This window comes from Bradyrhizobium hipponense (genome assembly GCF_008123965.1).
In the GTDB taxonomy this organism is placed as follows: Bacteria; Pseudomonadota; Alphaproteobacteria; order Rhizobiales; family Xanthobacteraceae; genus Bradyrhizobium; species Bradyrhizobium hipponense.
Genome location: NZ_VSTH01000154.1, coordinates 1 through 17,134, shown reverse-complemented (window position 1 = coordinate 17,134; position 17,134 = coordinate 1). Strand labels below are relative to the sequence as shown.

At 59.4% G+C, this 17,134-nt stretch carries 13 protein-coding genes and 4 pseudogenes; 10 read left to right on the top strand and 7 right to left on the bottom strand.

The features are described from left to right. Positions 1-362 precede the first annotated feature (362 nt). A pseudogene (locus FXV83_RS35965) lies at positions 363-1,767 on the bottom strand (IS1182 family transposase). 259 nt (positions 1,768-2,026) lie between these two features. On the opposite strand from FXV83_RS35965, the gene FXV83_RS35960 reads away from it, so the two are divergent. The 5 genes and pseudogenes from FXV83_RS35960 to tnpC all read left to right on the top strand — a co-directional run. After that, on the top strand, positions 2,027-2,218 hold the full coding sequence (locus tag FXV83_RS35960) for a hypothetical protein (protein ID WP_148744272.1): 192 nt from the start codon (positions 2,027-2,029) through the stop codon (positions 2,216-2,218). 12 nt (positions 2,219-2,230) lie between these two features. Next, positions 2,231-2,326, top strand: a pseudogene (locus FXV83_RS44515) (SOS response-associated peptidase); the annotation flags it as partial. 230 nt (positions 2,327-2,556) lie between these two features. After that, the gene (gene tnpA / locus FXV83_RS35950; RefSeq protein ID WP_148744271.1) at positions 2,557-2,979 is read left to right on the top strand and encodes an IS66-like element accessory protein TnpA; all 423 of its coding nucleotides are present in this window, start codon (positions 2,557-2,559) and stop codon (positions 2,977-2,979) included. Continuing rightward, positions 2,976-3,329 (top strand): IS66 family insertion sequence element accessory protein TnpB, encoded by a 354-nt coding sequence (gene tnpB / locus FXV83_RS35945; protein ID WP_061876445.1) that lies wholly within the window; start codon positions 2,976-2,978, stop codon positions 3,327-3,329. The genes tnpA and tnpB overlap by 4 nt, the downstream gene beginning before the upstream one ends. Before the next feature lie 69 nt (positions 3,330-3,398). After that, positions 3,399-4,856 (top strand): annotated as a pseudogene (gene tnpC, locus FXV83_RS35940) (IS66 family transposase); the annotation flags it as partial. Here the strand turns inward: tnpC and FXV83_RS44510 are convergent. Beyond that, positions 4,852-5,130, bottom strand: a pseudogene (locus tag FXV83_RS44510) (transposase); the annotation flags it as partial. The pseudogenes tnpC and FXV83_RS44510 overlap by 5 nt on opposite strands. Positions 5,131-5,315: 185 nt before the next feature. Here FXV83_RS44510 and FXV83_RS35935 point away from each other — a divergent pair. After that, positions 5,316-5,525 (top strand): hypothetical protein, encoded by a 210-nt coding sequence (locus FXV83_RS35935; protein WP_148744270.1) that lies wholly within the window; start codon positions 5,316-5,318, stop codon positions 5,523-5,525. A 110-nt stretch (positions 5,526-5,635) separates the two neighbouring features. On the opposite strand, the gene FXV83_RS35930 is transcribed toward FXV83_RS35935, so the two are convergent. The 4 genes from FXV83_RS35930 to FXV83_RS45005 all read right to left on the bottom strand — a co-directional run bounded on the left by FXV83_RS35930 (position 5,636) and on the right by FXV83_RS45005 (position 8,935). After that, positions 5,636-6,970, bottom strand: a complete 1,335-nt coding sequence (locus FXV83_RS35930; protein WP_148744285.1) for an IS5 family transposase — start codon at positions 6,968-6,970, stop codon at positions 5,636-5,638. Positions 6,971-7,901: 931 nt separating this feature from the next. Then, on the bottom strand, positions 7,902-8,138 hold the full coding sequence (locus tag FXV83_RS35920) for a hypothetical protein (protein ID WP_148744269.1): 237 nt from the start codon (positions 8,136-8,138) through the stop codon (positions 7,902-7,904). A gap of 219 nt (positions 8,139-8,357) precedes the next feature. Continuing rightward, positions 8,358-8,570: a hypothetical protein gene (locus FXV83_RS35915; protein WP_148744283.1), complete on the bottom strand. Its 213-nt coding sequence runs from the start codon at positions 8,568-8,570 to the stop codon at positions 8,358-8,360. 230 nt (positions 8,571-8,800) lie between these two features. After that, positions 8,801-8,935 carry a hypothetical protein gene (locus FXV83_RS45005; RefSeq protein WP_283811741.1) on the bottom strand — a complete coding sequence of 45 codons (135 nt, stop codon included), beginning with the start codon at positions 8,933-8,935 and terminating at the stop codon, positions 8,801-8,803. 1,016 nt (positions 8,936-9,951) lie between these two features. On the opposite strand from FXV83_RS45005, the gene FXV83_RS35905 reads away from it, so the two are divergent. After that, positions 9,952-10,377, top strand: a complete 426-nt coding sequence (locus tag FXV83_RS35905; protein ID WP_148744268.1) for an OsmC family protein — start codon at positions 9,952-9,954, stop codon at positions 10,375-10,377. 3 nt (positions 10,378-10,380) lie between these two features. Then, entirely contained in the window at positions 10,381-11,712 is a 1,332-nt protein-coding gene (locus FXV83_RS35900; protein WP_148744267.1) for an LLM class flavin-dependent oxidoreductase, read from the top strand. A gap of 217 nt (positions 11,713-11,929) precedes the next feature. Here the strand turns inward: FXV83_RS35900 and FXV83_RS35895 are convergent, their stop codons facing one another. After that, the gene (locus FXV83_RS35895) at positions 11,930-12,253 is read right to left on the bottom strand and encodes a Tn3 family transposase (protein ID WP_235940478.1); all 324 of its coding nucleotides are present in this window, start codon (positions 12,251-12,253) and stop codon (positions 11,930-11,932) included. 1,046 nt (positions 12,254-13,299) lie between these two features. Here FXV83_RS35895 and FXV83_RS35890 point away from each other — a divergent pair. Further along, the gene (locus FXV83_RS35890; RefSeq protein ID WP_148744265.1) at positions 13,300-13,686 is read left to right on the top strand and encodes an ectoine synthase; all 387 of its coding nucleotides are present in this window, start codon (positions 13,300-13,302) and stop codon (positions 13,684-13,686) included. 779 nt (positions 13,687-14,465) lie between these two features. Further along, positions 14,466-17,134, top strand: a 2,669-nt coding sequence (locus FXV83_RS35880; protein WP_187436402.1) for an AMP-binding protein, incomplete at its 3' end; no start/stop codon positions are given.

The window sequence follows — 17,134 nt, the reverse complement described above, 5'->3', positions numbered from 1 at the left end:
ACCTGCTAAATGAGTTTTTGGCATCCGCTACCAGCGAAGCCAACGGGGTCGCCCCTTCGCCTGATCGACGGTGAGCCTGCTTGGCCGCCAAGTGCCGCTGGTAACGCCCTGCGGGTTAATCGTGTCTACCATGCCACCACTGCCGCTCATCGGAGCATTCCCTGCCCATTGGCATGTCGCCTTGTGTTGTGCACAAAGCGGACTTGCTGAAGGCCAGCCCGAATGTCCGCTTCTGGGCGGATTCTGTTGCAAAACTCGACGGATCTCGATTGCCGGCCTTCGCCGTGAATTTTTGGGCGGCTTGTTGTCTGGATCCTCCTTTCTTGGGATTGCGGTGTAGGTAGTGGCGCCCGAGGCGATGCCTACGCCGAGCAACTCGCTGCTTGGGATGGTGGAGCGCGACAGAGAAGCTTGGCGAGCCGTCTAAGGTTTTGTGCGGTTGCCGTGAGCAGGACTTCGTCTCTGATGCCACTCAAGCCGCGCAGCCGGAACCGGTCGAGCCTGAGAATGCGCTTCATGCGTGCAAATCGCATCTCAACCTTCTTGCGTTCGCGGCGAGACTGTTCGAAGGCTTCGGTATCGGCCAATGCGCGGACACGATCACGCACATCTTCGTTGAGGTCGCGGGTGAGTTTGCGTGCTGTCGCCGTCGTGCACTTCGGCTTTAGTGAGCAGCGGGAACAGTCGTTCTTGCTGGCTCTGTAGTAAACGATATGACCTTGATCGATATTGCCTGTGCTGGTCAGTTTCGCGCCACCTGGGCAAACATAGATGTTGCGCTCCTGATCAAAGACGAAGTCGGCACGGCTATAAGTGCCATCAGCTCGTGCCGACTTATCCCACACCGGTAGGTGCGGTGCTATGTTGCGATCCACCAGCCATTTTAACAACCTGACCGCGCCATAAGCCGTGTCGCCCGCGAGCCTCCGGGGGCGTAGGTCAAAGCGTCGCTCAACACGCTCCACCATGGTCTGAGTGACAGCAATCTCCACGGCTCGGTTCGCTCGAGTGCCCGCAGCATCGACGATGATACCGGCTTTGTTGTCGATCAGGTAGTTCGCGTCGTAAGCAAAGAATGGGTCGACGCCCGGCCTCGCAACCCATGTCGCTTGCGGGTCGGTGAGCGAGACTTCTTTGGGAGGCTTGCGCCGCTGGCCGCCTTCGCCCGAACCGTCGTCGCCACCACGATCCTCCTGACCGCGAGCTGCATCGAAGGGCTACGAGGTACTCTCGAACCGCGTGGGACGCTTCCTCTGCCTTCGGCCACGAAAACGGTTTGTCGCCGGGGATCCGCTTCGTCTTGTTTACATCCGCCTTGATCAGGCTCGCATCGATAGAGAACGCTTCGCCTCCAACTAGCCCGGCGGCAATGCACATCGCCACCACTCCCTCAAATACCCGGCGTAGGGCGTCTCTCTCTCGGAAGCGTTCGTTCCGTGCACGGCAGAACACAGAATGATCGGGGATACGGTCCTCGATGCCGAGCTTGCAGAACCAGCGATATGCTAGATTCACTTGAATCTCAGCGCAAATCTGCCGCTCGGAGCGGATCGCAAAAATATAACCGACAAGCAGCATCCGGATCATCAGTGCCGGATCAATCGAAGGCCGGCCCGTGTGCGAGTAATAAGGAGCTAACTCCGTGTGCACCCAGTCTAGATCGAGCAAACCGTCGATCTTCCGCACCAAATGATCAGGTGGGACTACCTTGTCGAGGTGAAACGAATAGAAGAACTGCCCTTGCTCGCCTTCCCGACGACCCATCATGCGCTGCTCCCGCAGATGCCCTCTACCGAAAGGAATCACGGATCGCGAGTCGTCTCAACGGGAGTTTTGCAACAGAATCGCGCGGAACTCCGACATCGCAGGTCCTTACGGTGAGACCTTGGCCGCGTCGTCGCCTCGGTTGTGCCCGCCATACCAACCACAGCAATCTGTAGCGGCCTGCCTGTCCATCGTGGCCGGGCGGAGCAGTTGCCATTTCTGCTCCCCGCCATACTCTGACGGCGGCTGGGGGGCCTGTAGAATGTTCGATGTGTATCTGAACACCAAGCGTGATCTGTTGGTTGTGCGCAATGGCTTGCCAATTCCTTTTCCTGACGCGTCAGGCAGATGGCGTAAAAAGAAAAAAGTGGCGAGCGTCAGCGAGGACATTAACCTCGCCGTTCAGAGACAGGGCTACTACATGCGCAAACTAACGGATTTTAAGAAGCGGTAGTCCGCAAAGCGCATGTGCAACCTCTACAGCATCACCACGAACCAAGCCGCGATCATCGCGCTGTTTCGCGTCATCAACAGCTATGTCGGCAACCTACACCGATGCCCAGCGCCTCGCTGAACTATCCAAGGTTAGTGCAGTCGCTGGTCAGGAGGACGGACCCCGCTCATACGCGCCAGCTCTTGCTCTAGCTGCTCATTGAAGAGCATCAGCGCTCGAAGCGCACCGCGCAGATCACCGTCACAAGCGGCGACGATCGTAAGCGCTTAGTCGGAACCCTTGCTTCGGGATCGGTATAGCTGTGAGAAAGAAGCCTCCGGCTTGAACGGAGGTTTGGGATGGGATTGGACAGCAAAAAGGACGTCCATTTGGACGGCTCAACGACGGGGTCGGTGAGCCGGCTGGAGGTTCTTGAAGGACCATCGGGGCGCCGCGTACGTTCGGAGGCTGAGAGAGCTCGGATCGTCGCCGAGAGTCTGTTACCCGGTGCCCAGGTGTCCGAGGTGGCGCGCAAGCACGGAGCGACGCGCTGGCAGATCTACGATTGGCGACGGCGGTTTCGACAGCGAGGCATGTTGCCGCCGTGCGAGGCGTTGCAGCCGACATTCGCGCCGCTGGTCGTGGAAGGTGCGTTGGAGGAGCGTCAGGTTCCGGCGATCAAGCTTGAGATCGCGATCGGCGATGTCGTGCTGCGAACGGATATGACCATTGATGCCGAGCAGCTGTCTCGGGTGATCCGCGCGGTACGAGCGTCACGATGATCGCGGCTGGTGCGGATCTGAAGATTTACATCGCGACGCGGCCGATCGACTTCCGCTGTGGCCACGATGGGCTTGCGGCGAAGGTGCAGGAGATGCTTCGCCTCGATCCGTTCAGCGGCGCAGCCTTCGTGTTCCGATCGAAACGAGCGGACCGGATCAAGATTTTGGTCTGGGATCGAACGGGCCTGGTGTTGGTGCACAAGCGTCTCGAAGGTTGCAAGTTCGTTTGGCCAACGATCGCAGACGGCGTGATGCGGATATCGCCGGCAATGTTCGCAGCCCTGTTCGAGGGGCTGGATTGGAGGTTGGTCCGCCCGGAAGAAGCGCGGCGTCCCCAGGCGGCTGGATAACTGCGGCAGAATGACTCGGAAGCTATTTTGAACGTGGCACGCGCGGCGGCGATGTGCTCGAAATGGCGCATGAGCATCGCGGCGCTGCGCGACGAAAATGAACAACTGAAAGCGCTTTTGGCGCAAACGCAGGCGGCCCTGAGCGAGCATCAGGGGGCGCTGGCGGCGTCGGAGGAAGCGCGGCGTCGGCTGGAGGTCATCCTCGGCGAATTGCGACGCGAGAAGTTCGGCGCGAAGTCCGAGAAGCTGCGGCCAGATCAGTATCACTTGCCGCTGGAAGATGTGGAGATCGCGCAAGGCATCATGGACGCGGCGCAGGAGAGAGCCGAGGCTGTGATCCAGGGCCGGTCGCGGAGCGTGCCGGATCAAGGTTCTCATCGCAATCGCGGCTGCTTGCCTGCCCATTTGCCGCGGGTGGAACGGATCATCGAGCCTGCGAGCACGCTCTGTCCGTGCGGTTGCGGCGCCATGACGAAGATCGGCGAGGACGTCAGCAAGCGCCTCGACGTGATCCCGGCGCAATGGCGGGTGTTGGTCACGCGACGCCCGAAATACATCTGTCGCCGCTGCTCGGGCCCTGTCGTGCAGGCGCACGCACCGGAGCACGTCGTGCCCAGCGGGCTGCCGACCGAAGCGGCCATTGCGCACGTAATCGTCTCCAAGTTTGGCGACCATACGCCGTTTTACCGTCAGGCCGAAATCTATGCGCGCCAGGGGATCCGGCTTGATCGGGCGACACTGGGCAACTGGTCCGGCCGCGCCTGCTTCCATCTTCAGCCGATCGCGGACCACATGCGCCGCCGCCTGGCCATGGCGGATCGTCTGTTCATGGACGAAACCACGGCGCCGGTGCTCGATCCCGGGCGCGGCCAAACGAAGAAAGGCTACTTCTGGGCGATCGTCTCCGATGATCGCGGCCACAGCGGCCCAAGTCCGCCGATTGTGCTGTTCCGATATGCCTCTAGTCGCAGTGGTGCCTTCGCTGAGCAGTTCCTGGACGGCTTTGGCGGACGCTTCCTGCAATGTGATGCCTATGACGGTTATAATCGGCTGACTAAAGTCGCTCGACTGCAAGGGTCTTGGACGCTCGTGCATTGCTGGAGCCACTTGCGCCGGCGCTTCGTCAAATTGGCCCGCAACAGCAAATCGCCGATCGCCGAGGCCGCCGTTCGGCACATCGCACAGCTTTACGCCATCGAAGCCATGGTACGCGGCTCATCGCCGGACATCCGGCTCGCCGCACGCAGGGAGCACTCGCTGCCCATCGTCGCTGCGCTAAAGCCGTGGTTCGAGAAGCAGCTGTCGATGATCTCCAGCGGTTCGACCCTCGCCGAGGATATCCGCTATGCGCTCAATCATTGGCAGGGGCTGACCCGCTTCCTCGAAGACGGGCGTCTCGAGCTCGACACCAACCCGGTCGAGAACGCCATCCGGCCAGTCTGCTTGACCAGGAAAAACGCTCTCTTCGCCGGTCATGAAATCGGGGCAGAAAACTGGGCCTTGCTCGCGTCGATCGTCGCCTGGTGCTGGCATGGGTGTCGTTCTTGCGCTTCTGTCCATGGAAGTTCGCGCCGTCATCATCGTCACCGCTGCCGGCCCTGGGGCGAAAGCTCTTCTGTGAAGCCCAGGCTTCGATCAGTGTTCCGTCCACCGAGAAATGCTCGTCCGACAGCAGAGGCTTGACCTGCGGATGGTTCAGAAGCTTGCTCATGAACTTCGCAAACACTTCGCCGTTCTGCAGCCGGTCCCGGTTCTTGGTGAAGGTGGTCGGGTCCCAGACCGGGTCATCAGGCGAAAGCCCGTCGGTGATTTCCCCGCAATTCACACCCCGGCAGTGTTAACTCAGCTCGCCGTTAATTTGGGAGCGGCGAAGCAAAACTCGCGGCGTTGCAGATTTACAACGGGCATTCGAGATACTAAGCTCGTCCATCGAGACAACCAAAATATATTTCATTCTTGTTTCAGTATGATCAGCGGGGGCGAAAGATGTTTGATGTCTATCGCAGTGACAAGCGCGACTTGCTCGTTCTAAGTACAGGCTCTGCCGTACCCATGCTTTGCTCTGCACATAAGTGGCGCAAGAGCAGGAAACGAGTTCTCAAGGTCAGCGACGAAATCAAGTCAGCCGTTCAGGCACAAGGGTATTACGTCCGCAGCCTGCGGGCCACCAAGGAGCGGATGATCGAGTTCGAGTAGGGTCGCGAGCCGGTGCTCTCCATTTGCGCAATCTCTATTCGAGCACCACCAACCAAGGTGTCATCCTCGCGCTTCTTCGTCGTTCGTGAAGAACGTCCCTGAGCACCGTTTTACGCAAGGTGTGGTTGCGATAGGTGGCGACAGAGTATCCATAACAGGCCGCATAAAAGTTCGGTGAGCCAGCGGCGGAGCAGGCTGAAGTTGTAGCCGGCGGCGGCGAGCACGGCGTTGGTGCGGTCGCCGACGCGACCCTTGAGATGGTTACGGCGCATTCGGTGGTCGTCCTTGAGATGGCCGATCACAGGCTCGACGGCGGCGCGACGCCGCATCTCGTGGCGGATGGCTTTGGTGACACGGCGAACCTGGCCGCTGATCCAGACCTTGAACCGGTCGGGATAGTTGTGGCCGCGGTAGCCCTTGTCGCCGTGGATGCGGCGCGCTGCAACACCAGTGAGCTTTTCGAGGTCGGCGATGACGGGACCGAGCGTGTGGCCGTCATAGGGATTGCCGTGCAGGGCCTTGGCATGCAGTACGAACTGCCCGCCTTTGGGCGCGGTGGCAGGCGTGGCAATCGAGACTTTGCAGCCAAATTCGTAAGGTGCCCGGGCCTTGCCTTTGCCGATGCACTCCACCTCGGGGGCGTGCAACGAGTAGACCTTGGGACCGCGCTGACGCTGCTCTTGATGGCGAACCCGGTGGGCGAGATCGAGCAGCGGACCAAAGCGATCCTCAAGCGCAGGGTCGCCCTCGATCTTGCGTCTGATGTCACGGATGATGCGGCCAAGCCGGGTGCGCAGGAATTTGAGCTCTCGCCGGGCACGCTTGAACTGGTGGGCATGCGTGTAGCGTCCCACCATGATGGCGGCGCGCCTGGCCACGCGCAGATAGCTTTGGCGCAGTTCGACGCTCTCGCGTTTGGCCAAACCGACCAGCTTCTCGATCGCCCGGTGCATGAGCCGCGCATCGCTCGGATGCGCGATCGCCTTCTCCTGTACGGTGGTATCCACAACGACCCGCTCGAGATCTTTGGTCTCGAGTGCCCCAGTTCGATGCGCCACCGAGAGGCTTTCTTGCAACAGCGCGGCGATCTGCTCCTCACCCAGCCGCTGGCGCCAGCGGGTCAGCGACGAGCGATCGAATGGCAAGTCGTGCCGGAACACCACCTCGCCGCAGAAATACTGAAAATACGGGTTCTCGACCCACCTGTCGCACAGCGCCTCGTCAGAGAGATTGTGCATGTGCTTGAGGATGAATAGTCCGGCTACCAATCGTGTCGGCAACGGTGGCTGCCCCGGCCCGAGGCGACAGACCGAACTGAAGCGTCCCGCCAGGAAGTCCCAATCGATCTCCGCCGCCAGACGCACCAACGGTTGGCGAAGGTTGATGATCTTCTCCAGAGATGGACGAAACAGATCGTCCTGACGATCGTCGCGCGGATGGCTCATGGGTTCTCCCCAACAGCGAATCTCGCCGTCAAAGGAATCACGAAGCCGCCCAATCCGGAATCCAAAAACGCAAGAAAACCAGGACCTACCCACGGCTTTCTTGCAAAATCGAATACTTGCTCGCGTCAAATCACTGCGACAGATCAATCGCTTCCGAATTCTTCACGGGCGACTTCTTCAGCGTGGTCAACCGGCTACGTTGGTACCTACAGCCGATGCCCGGCGTCTTCCCAGACTATCCGGCGCCGGTGATCCCGCAACGCCGAACCTCGGAGTGAGGTGACACTGATGCGCTGGGCATGCCGCCGCCAACAACGCAGACGTGGCCACCGGTCACCAAAACCTCTGCGACACATGCTCACTGCATCGGCGCGGTTGACTGCGGCCCGAGAACCCTGCCTTCGATAACTGGTCTCTCAATTCTCTTAGTGCCAATTAGACTTCGCTGAACTGAATACTGTCTTTTTCGCAGGCAGCACTGAATGAGGCCATCGCACTTGCGTGTTCAAAGCAAAATGCCTTTCCTTTCTCAGTTGCCTCCACCCACCAATCTGATTTCTGATCGCGTGCAATATGTGCAGCATGTGTCCGCAAGCGATCTAGCTCTCGTCCAGATGCTCTGACGACTATACAATATGTCATTAAACCCCCTATCATGTTGCACACCAATCAACCGAACGCCGTAATAGAATTCTGCCCTAATCGGGGATGATCCCACGTTCGCGCTTATCCACTAGCGTCCGCTCGATGCGCTCGGCTTGTTCCTTGGTCAAATTGACGGCCAGACTGGTCCCAATCATTGCCGGTCCTCTACGTTGCCGATCGTAAACCATCCAGCCCCTGGACCCCTGGCGAACCAAGAACCTGGATGCAGGAGACCCCTTGTCGCGCTCCGTCATTGCCGATCCCGCATGTCGATTATCGGGGGCCATCACCTCAATCCTTCAATGAGCGTCCTCCAGCCGCGCGTATCGTTCGCCGTTAGCAGCGAAGCTCCAAGCGTTGCCAAGTAGTGTGGCAGTTCGCAATCGGGACGCGCGTTCATATTGCCGACAAGCGAGGCGACCGCATTCCTAAGATCGCCTTGGTCGAGATGATCGAAGGCACGTTGCTTGCAGCGCTCGACATACTTGTCGCGCGTCATCTCAATTAACAGGGAACGTTCCATTTCGCCTCCCCAACCGATGACTGCTTCCAATGGCGGAGTTGGAACGGAGTGGATTTGGGCTGTCTGTTCGAAAGGTGACAAACGGATGCTCTTTTGGTCGCGAGTGTGGGAATTAGGACACAGGCACGCATCGCGACCGCACTATCGGCGCCGGGTAGACCGTGGCACCAAGTCCAAGCCAGATACCCGGGCCGCATTTTTCTATAACGCCTTGGCAGGTTAGCTCGTCGCCCCCTCATCCAACCGCGCCAGCCCAGCCTCGATCGCGACGATATCTTCCTCGATCCGCTGGATCGTTGTCCGGCAATCAAAACCGGTAAGCGCCTTTAGGTCTACGGCCAGCTTCCGGCGCTGCATGCGCAAATCGTCGAGAGCCCCCCGGTCATTCAAGCTAACGTAACCGTATACAATGAGTCCAATCGCGTTTGGCATGCCCGACCCTGCTAAACCCTTCAAAACGGCATCTCTTCGCAAAGTGTCTCCAGCAGCCGTCAAATGAGACCCTATGGTCAGACCGAGCCGACCTAGCGTCAGGAGAGCAAGGGGGCTGCAAAGTTCAATGGAAAGACGGGCTCCCAATATCGCAATTGCGCGTTGTTCATCCCTATCGAGATCGGCCCATGAGATGCCGTCCATGACGCGTCTCCGTCGCAAAGAACTATCTAAAACCCAAACGCATGGCCAATTTGCCGCAGCATAGCCATCGCCGCGTCGGTGTACCGACCGTCGGTTAGGTATTGATCCACCTGCGCTGTGCTGATCAGCGCCACAACGACCACCGTGAAGCCCTTAAACATTGGGCCTCTCCTCTTTGAAGGAGATCACCAACCCCCGGGGTGCCCAGGTTCAAAACACTTCAGGAATTCCGGGCCGCAAATCGCGACTCATCTGCAATGGCAATATGGTGACAATAACTGGTGACAAAATGCTTAACTTGGGGGGCGCCTCGCGAGGTAGCAGGCAGAAAAGCACCCGAGCGCACCTCTCGCGGCTCGAAATGCAGCGCGCGCGGCCAGACCATACTCGGCCCAGCCCGACCTCCGCGCGCTAATAACCCAGTGCCATTAGCGCGCCAGCGATCACTGAGCCGGTGCAGTGATGAAATTTCGCATTCGCAGTGTCTGTCTAAACTCAATTGCCTCGGCCACTTCGCGGAATTCAAGCAACTCTCCTGTCAATTGACCAAGATGTGCTTTCACCTCCAACGCGGCTGGAGACCGCAGGCCTCAGATTGTCCGACGTCGCGGCCGTCAGCCTGAGCGGAGCAGACGCGTTCACGGCATTCGCGCAGGGCAGCATCGACGGCTGGATCCATTGGCAGCCAGCCACGGCGCTCGCGCTGACCAAGCTCGGCGGCAAGGCGCGTCTGCTGCCCGACGTGAAGACCTATGACTATGCCTTCTACGTCGCGCGGAGTGACATCGCGGTGAAGAAGTATCCGCAGCTCTTCGCCAAATTCGTGAAGACCATACGGAAACGCAGGCCTATATCTTCGCGCATCCGGCCGAGTCAGTTGCGCTTTGGGCCTCGCAGGGCGGCTTTCCGCCGAACGGGACCGAGCAGGCCGTCTACGAGAAGCTTGTCCGCGATGCCAGGCTGTCCGAGTCGACCGCGGTCGCGCTCAAACCGATCGATGAGGCGGCTGCGGCATCGACCCAGGATCTCGCCGACAATTTCCACGCGCTCGGCGTGCTTCCGACCAAGGTGGACGTCCAATCATTCCTGCTTGGCCCCCAGTTCGACACGGCGAAGAAGGCCGTTGCGCTGGAGCTTGGTGCCTAAGCGGACACGCCGATAACACGAGAGAAATAAAATGACCGCTCAAACCACCGAGACGGTGTCGATCACCTCTGCCGCGATTGGCCAGTTTGGCCGCTATTTGCTCAGCGCAAGGACGAACCATTTCATCTCTGATCAGCGTGTCGCCGTCGGCGGTCCCGGCGAAGCGATCAACGCCGGCGAGTTGCTGCTGTCGTCGCTCGGCAGTTGCTCGCTTGGCCTGATCCAGAAGACGGCGAAAGAAGAGGGGATCGCGCTGCGCGAGGCCGGATCCGAAGTCTCGTTCCGGCGTCACGCAACCGATCCGACGCAATACAAGTGGATCCGCATCGTGGTGCGCCTGTCCGGCGTGACGGCCGGCGAAGCCGAGACGCTCGTTGCCGGCTTCACGGCCAATTGCCCGATCTACAACACGCTGAAGCGCGGCGGTCCTGTCGGGATCTCATGGACAGTGAGCTGACCTATGCCCGACAAGAAAATGCATCTTGCCGCCTTTGTCTCCGCGGGGCCGGTTTCCGGCAGCCACGCCGGTTGGCGGCATCCGAAGGCGGATGGCGACCTGCTCTCCGCCGCTTATTACCAGAATATCGGCCGGCTGCTGGAGCAGGGGCGCTTCGATCTTCTGTTCATTGCGGACATCCTCGCGATCCCGGACACTTTGGGCGGCAGCCTGGACAGCCAGATTCGCTACGGCGCGCTGGGCGCGCTGCGGCTCGATCCGCTGGTGGTGCTCTCGATCATCGCGGGTGCAACCAAGCACCTCAGTCTCGGCGCGACCATTTCGACAACCTACGCCCAGCCCTATGCCCTGGCGCGGGCGCTCGCGACGCTCGATCATCTCAGCGGTGGCCGCGCCGCCTGGAACATCGTTACCTCGTTCCAGGAGGCGGAGGCGCGCAATTTTGGTTTGACCGAGCAGCTCTCGCGCGAGGGGCGCTACGAACGCGCCGACGAGTTTCTGGAGGTCGTGACCAAGCTGTGGAATTCGTGGGAGGATGGTGCGCTGGTCCGGGATCGCCAGACGCCGCTGTTCGCCGACCCGGCGCGGGTGCACCGGATCGATCATTCCGGCAAATGGTTCAATGTGCAGGGTCCGCTCAATGTCAGCCGACCGCCGCAAGGCCGCCCGGTCTTCATCCAGGCCGGGACTTCCGATCGCGGCCGCGATTTTGCGGCGCGGTGGGCGGAGATCATTTTCGTCACACCCGGCCTGATCGACGTCGCGGTCGAATTCCGCAACGATCAGCGCGCCCGCGCGGTGCGGTTCGGCCGTGAGCCGGATACGATCAAGGTGCTGCCCGGCATCGTCCCGGTCATCGCCGACACGGATAGGCAGGCCAAGGCGCTGCACGACCAACTCCACGAATTGTCGCATCCGGAGTCCGGTCTCTCGATTTTGTCCTATCATCTCGGCGTTGATCTCTCGCGTTTCCCGCAGGATCAGGTCCTGCCCGAGAATCTCGACGTTCCCGGCGTCGAAGGGCACTACCGTGAGGTCGCCGAGCTGACGCGGCGCTCAGGCTTGAGCCTTGCTGAGCTAGGACAGCGCTACGGCGCGGGGAGAACCACCAGCGGCTTCGCCGGCACGCCCAGCACGGTGGCTGATCGCATGCAGGAGTGGTTCGAGGCGGGTGCTTGCGACGGCTTCATGTTGCAGGTCCGATGTCTTCCAGGCGGCTTGCAGGAGCTGGTCCACGGCCTCGTGCCAGAGCTGCAACATCGAGGGCTGTTCCGCACTGAGTACGACGGCTCGAGCTTGCGCGATTCTCTCGGCTTGCCCCGGCCGGCGGGCTGATGGTCGGCGCTGGCCCCGACGCAATGTTCTTCAGTTTCAGACACTCCCATGATATGCAGCGCACCCTTTTGATCGTGCGACGAATGTCCATTTACGGCCGGCAGCCTGAAAAACCCCGGGGCACAACCAGTAAGTCATTGATAGTGTTCAGCGCGCAGACTCTCAATCAATGGCCCGGTCGGTGTTCATTTATGCAACAAGCTTAGGAATCTCTTGTTCAATCAATCGCAATAATCGGGTGTTGTTTACCGGTCCCGATACGAAAATGGCCCGCAGCATATTCGGTCGGACCGATGGGCTGAACGCTAAAGTGGCCATCCTGATCGGAAAGATGGCTGAAGAATTTTGATCCGGACTCACTGCCGTAATGCAAATTGATGTCGCCACGTTTGGCGGCTCGGTCGCTCGCGCGGAAGAATGGGCCATCGGACGACGAGGTTGTTCCGTTCCAATATTCGCGAATGCGGATGCCGGGTGTGTTCATCGGTGATGCATGCTTGCGCGGCACGATTTGTCTTGGATCGGACATGAAGGTTCTCATCCATCCGATCTGGTGCGCGGTGATCCCCTTGGACGCGCTGGCCATCCGTTTGGACCGAGGTTGGTTGCATCGGCCAGCATGGCAGAGACATTTCTTCTTAGGACTTCGCCGGTGCGAACATGCGTAAAGCAATCCGCAAAGCCGGTATCATGGACGAATAGATGACCGCGCCAAGGGCGGAAGTTCGTCCGCTGATCTCAGGCTCGCTGAACTGGAATGTCGCGATGGTGCTTTGTCGAGGTCCGATCGCCGGCCACGTTGGAGCCGCATCACTGACTTCGGTCTCGGGATTAACGACAAATGTCAGCCGCACCGTCCGACCGGTTCTCCTTCGCGGGCTTGGCCGCATCCGGCCATATCTTGGCAGTTTGTCAGATTGGCTTCACTGCCCAGCTAAATCCTTCCACTCGCTAGCCAGCTGAAAGCAGCCACAAACTTATCCCTTATCTGTCTACGGGCGTGGCATGAGATTTGCTCCATTAGTTGAGAGGCTGCGGAGCCCTTATTCGTGCCGCGAGGCACAGCGTAGGAAGGAAACAACTTGCCAAATCTGCGACCGGAAACGCTTTATGTGGCCGGCAACATCACCAACAGCATTCTGGATCATACCAACGCAGGCGGCGGTACCGCGCAGAAGTGGGAACATCACGGTAGTACGCGCCCGCCTCCGGCTCTGCTGCGGAATACCCTCACGCCGATATTTTTGTCTAGACGCCGCCGAGGGAGCAGTAGGCCTTTTGGGTGTAGCCGATCCCGCAGGACTACTGTTCTTCGCGACCGGCGGCTGGTTGTTCCGACGGAGTTCCGCCGTCGCCCGCGCAATAGGAGGACTGCGAGGATCGAGTTAGATCAGAATGAATTTTTCGCTACCCGGCACGCGGCGATGGCGAACATGGTTTGGCAGGTTCTTGCCGGCCTGCACCGTCCAAATAATCATAGCTTGCCTTTCCGCTTTGGCAGCGCGCGGAAGCCGCGCTTCCAGGTCAGAACAACGGCCTCCAGCCTTCGCAAAACTCACTTTAACCTGTACCCGGCAATCGAACGCTATGATTGTGCGTAGCCTGCACGATGTTGAAGCGACCGATCACTTCGTCGATTGGGGCAATGGTACTAGCCACCGCCTTCTGACGGATAAGGACGGCATGGGTTTTAGCATCTGCCACACCGTCGTGCGCGCTAACACCGTTTCGCTTCTGCAATACCGGAATCATCTCGAAGCCTGCTACTGCATCGCCGGAGAGGGCGAGGTCGAGGACATGGACGGCAATGTCTTTCCCATTCGCAAGGGCGACATGTATGTGCTTGACAAGCATGACAAGCATCTTCTGCGCGGGGGGCGGGACAAGGACCTGATCCTCGTCAGCATCTTCAACCCGCCCCTCAACGGAACCGAGCGCCACAAGCTCAACGACGCGGCAGGCTCGACATATTGAGCAAGGCGAAGAAACGCCAACACATATGAACCGCCGCTAATTGCGAGAAACATTCACCTGAGGGATCCAACAGCATCCGTACCGCACGGCGCGGACCTCAGAAAAAAATTTGGTCGTCCGAATTTCAGGAGAGTCACGCCCGAAAAGGCGGTGCGGCCGGGCCGGAAAAATCACTTTGGCATTCCAGGTCCACGTTTGTTTGCCCGGAACACATCAGGCGTGATTCCGGAGGCTTGTGCCGACTGATAGTCGCGCTCAATGGTACGATGTCGGGCGACGTTGGACAACTGACATAGCACTACTATTGCTATCGCATTGATTGCGATCGATTTCATCTTTGGCACGATACATGCGTAATCCTCTACAAGGCGGCATAGATGAGAACGCGTCCGATGATCACGCTCACCAGAAACTCAGACGCGGTTGAGTGGCAGCTGAGATACTGCCGGCGACGATATTTGGTGACGCGGGAGCTTGGCAGGGACTTGGGAGATCTGGCTCGGCGCAAGGTTTCGTCACATCAATGCACGCCAGGTTACGCCCCGAACAGATCCGAACCAGTGTGAGCGATTGCCTGCTGCGGCGCCTAGATGGGAACTGCCCAGCATGATGGGTGAACTGCTGGAGGGGTGAAGATGGTCCATCGGTCTTCTCTGGGGCGCGGGAGCGCCTACGAACCACGCGATCGGGATAGACATCCTGTCACGCGATCAATTTCCTCCAGCGTGTTTGTTGGCAGTGGTACGCCCGCTATCCGCTGCGCTCAGCTGGCAATGGCGATGAACCACGTCATTGGTGCAGCCCTGTGTGGCGACGCCATATTCGCTGAGTGGGCGACTCGTGCCAACATTCCGTGCATGGAAAGTGTTGAAGAGCTCTCCTCCTTTTTGAAGGCTGAGCCGGTGGATTGGATCTTCTCCATTGCCAATTCATTCATATTGCCACCGGACGTGTTTGGGCGAGTGCGTCGAGGTGCTTTCAACTACCACGACGGTCCATTGCCACGATATGCGGGAACGCACGCGACGTCCTGGGCGCTGCTGGCGCAAGAGACCGAATATGCCATCACGTGGCATCGGATCGATGATGGTGTTGATATGGGTGACGTCGTGATTCAGCGCCAAGTGCTGATTGCGCCCAGTGATACGGCACTGACGCTGAACCTCAAATGTCATGATGCCGCGATCGAGGGCTTCCGCGAACTCTTAACTGGCCTTGAGAGCGGGAAGGTTGCGGGCTATCCGCAGGCGCTGGTGGACAGAAGCTATGTTCCGAGACAACGACGGCCAAATTCGGCAGGCTGTCTGCGATGGGATCAATCTGCGCAAGAGATGTCAGCGATGACACGGGCCCTAGACTTTGGGCCATATCATCCCAATCCAATGTGTCTGCCCAAGGTTCTCCTAGGCGATCAGGCTGTCACAGTCAGACACCTGGAGTTATTGACTCGTAGCTCGGGCGTTCCGGCAGGTTCCCTGGTTGAAGTCCACTCCAACCATTGGCGTGTGGCGACCGGTACAGAGGATGTCGACGTTTGCTTTGGCGAACCCGATGGGCAGATGCTGGACGCGCGAGCCCTCGCCAGGCATTTCAATGTGGATCAAGGTAGTCGCCTTCCGATTTTGAGCGATGAACAGGTGCAGAGCATAACTGCCGCACATGAACTGCTGGCGCCTCGGGAGGAGTTTTGGCGACAGCGGCTCGGGCAGTTTAGAAGATTGCATCCTCCTTTCCGGTCATCGTCCGTGGCTGCGGCGCCTCCCCGATGGCAGTCGAGTTCGTGGTTCAGCCCAACCGCCTTGGCTAAACTGTCCCCACTAGACAGCTCGGAGTGCTTGGTAACGGCTTGGCTGATCTATCTCGCCCGGATCACGGGAGAAACAGAACCTCAACTGGGATGGAAGCCTGCATCGGATGGATCGCAAACTGGCTCCAAACTGGTCGAGGTGTTGATCTCCTCTGTCGTGCCGATGGACGTTACCATTGAGCTTGCTCATGATTTTGAAGAAGTGCGCAAAACCGTAGCGGCCGAAATCGCTCAGCTGAGGACGCACGCTAGCTTTGCCCGGGATCTTATCGCGCGCTGCCCGACATTGCGAGGTGTGGAGGCGCTACGGACGCGCCAGCCTTGGCCGATTGGCATTACAATCACGACAGAGAGCTGTTCCGTCGCTGACGATCTGACGACGAGCCACAGAGCCGGCCAAGCGCTATGCGGCGATTTGCTGACCTTTGAGGTTTGCGCTCTAGATGGGAGCTTCCGCTGGCATTTTGATGCCGGTCGATTAGCGCCAAAGCAGATCGACTGCATGACGCAGCATTTGCAAACTTTGTTACGTGGCGTAATGGCCGATGCGGGGCAGCCTGTCGGCCGCATCGACATTCTGCCGGCCGACGAACGAACGTATCTACTGGAGGAGTTGAATCGGACGGCGGCGCCTTATCGGTCGGAACGATGCATCCATCAGCTGTTCGAGGCGCAGGTGCAAAAGGCGCCGGAGGCGGTGGCGGTGGTCCATGAGAAGGAGAGACTGAGCTATGGCGAACTCAATGCGCGGGCCAACCGGCTCGCGCATCATCTGATCGAGCTCGGGGTCAAGCCGGACCAGCCGGTGGCGATCTGCCTGGAACGCAGCCTAGCGATGGTGGTTGGTGTCTTGGCGATCCTGAAGGCGGGCGGCGCTTATCTGCCGCTAGATCCGGCTTATCCGTCAGCGCGGCTGCGGCAGATTGTTGGCGATGCAGAACCGAAACTGCTGCTTTGCGATGTCGCCGGTCGAACCGCACTGGGCGCCGAGGCGGTGGCCGATGTGACGGTGGTCGATCTGGAGACGGCCACCCCGGCCTGGGGCGAGCGGCCGCCTTCGGACCCGGAGCCGGGCACGCTTGGCCTCACATCGCGCCATCTCGCCTATGTCATCTATACCTCCGGCTCAACCGGAACCCCAAAGGGCGTTGAAATGTCCCACGGCTCGCTTGTGAATTCGCTTGCGGGGATTGGCACGTCAAAACGGCGCACACTTCAATTCGCGACCCTGAACTTCGATGTGTCCTGCCAGGAATTGTTTATTTGTTGGAAGGACGGCGGACTTCTCATGCTCATGCGGGAAGAGACCCGTAGGCACTTCTCCGACTTGCTCGAATTTATAGAGGGGGAGGCGATCGAGCGGCTATTCCTCCCATTCGTAGCATTGAATCATTTTGCGGAGGTCTGGAGCGCGCAGCGAGTGCAGCTGCCCTCTTTAAGAGAGCTTTATACAGCGGGTGAGCAATTGCAGGCCACTCCACTGCTTAGGGCGTTCTTCGAAGCACACCCAAACGCGAGATTGATCAATCAATACGGGTCCACAGAAATCAGCGTCATTGCCGAGCACCACCTTGCAGCTGACCCATCATGTTGGCCCCAATTGCCTCACGTCGGGCGCCCGATTGCCAACACGCGGGTGTA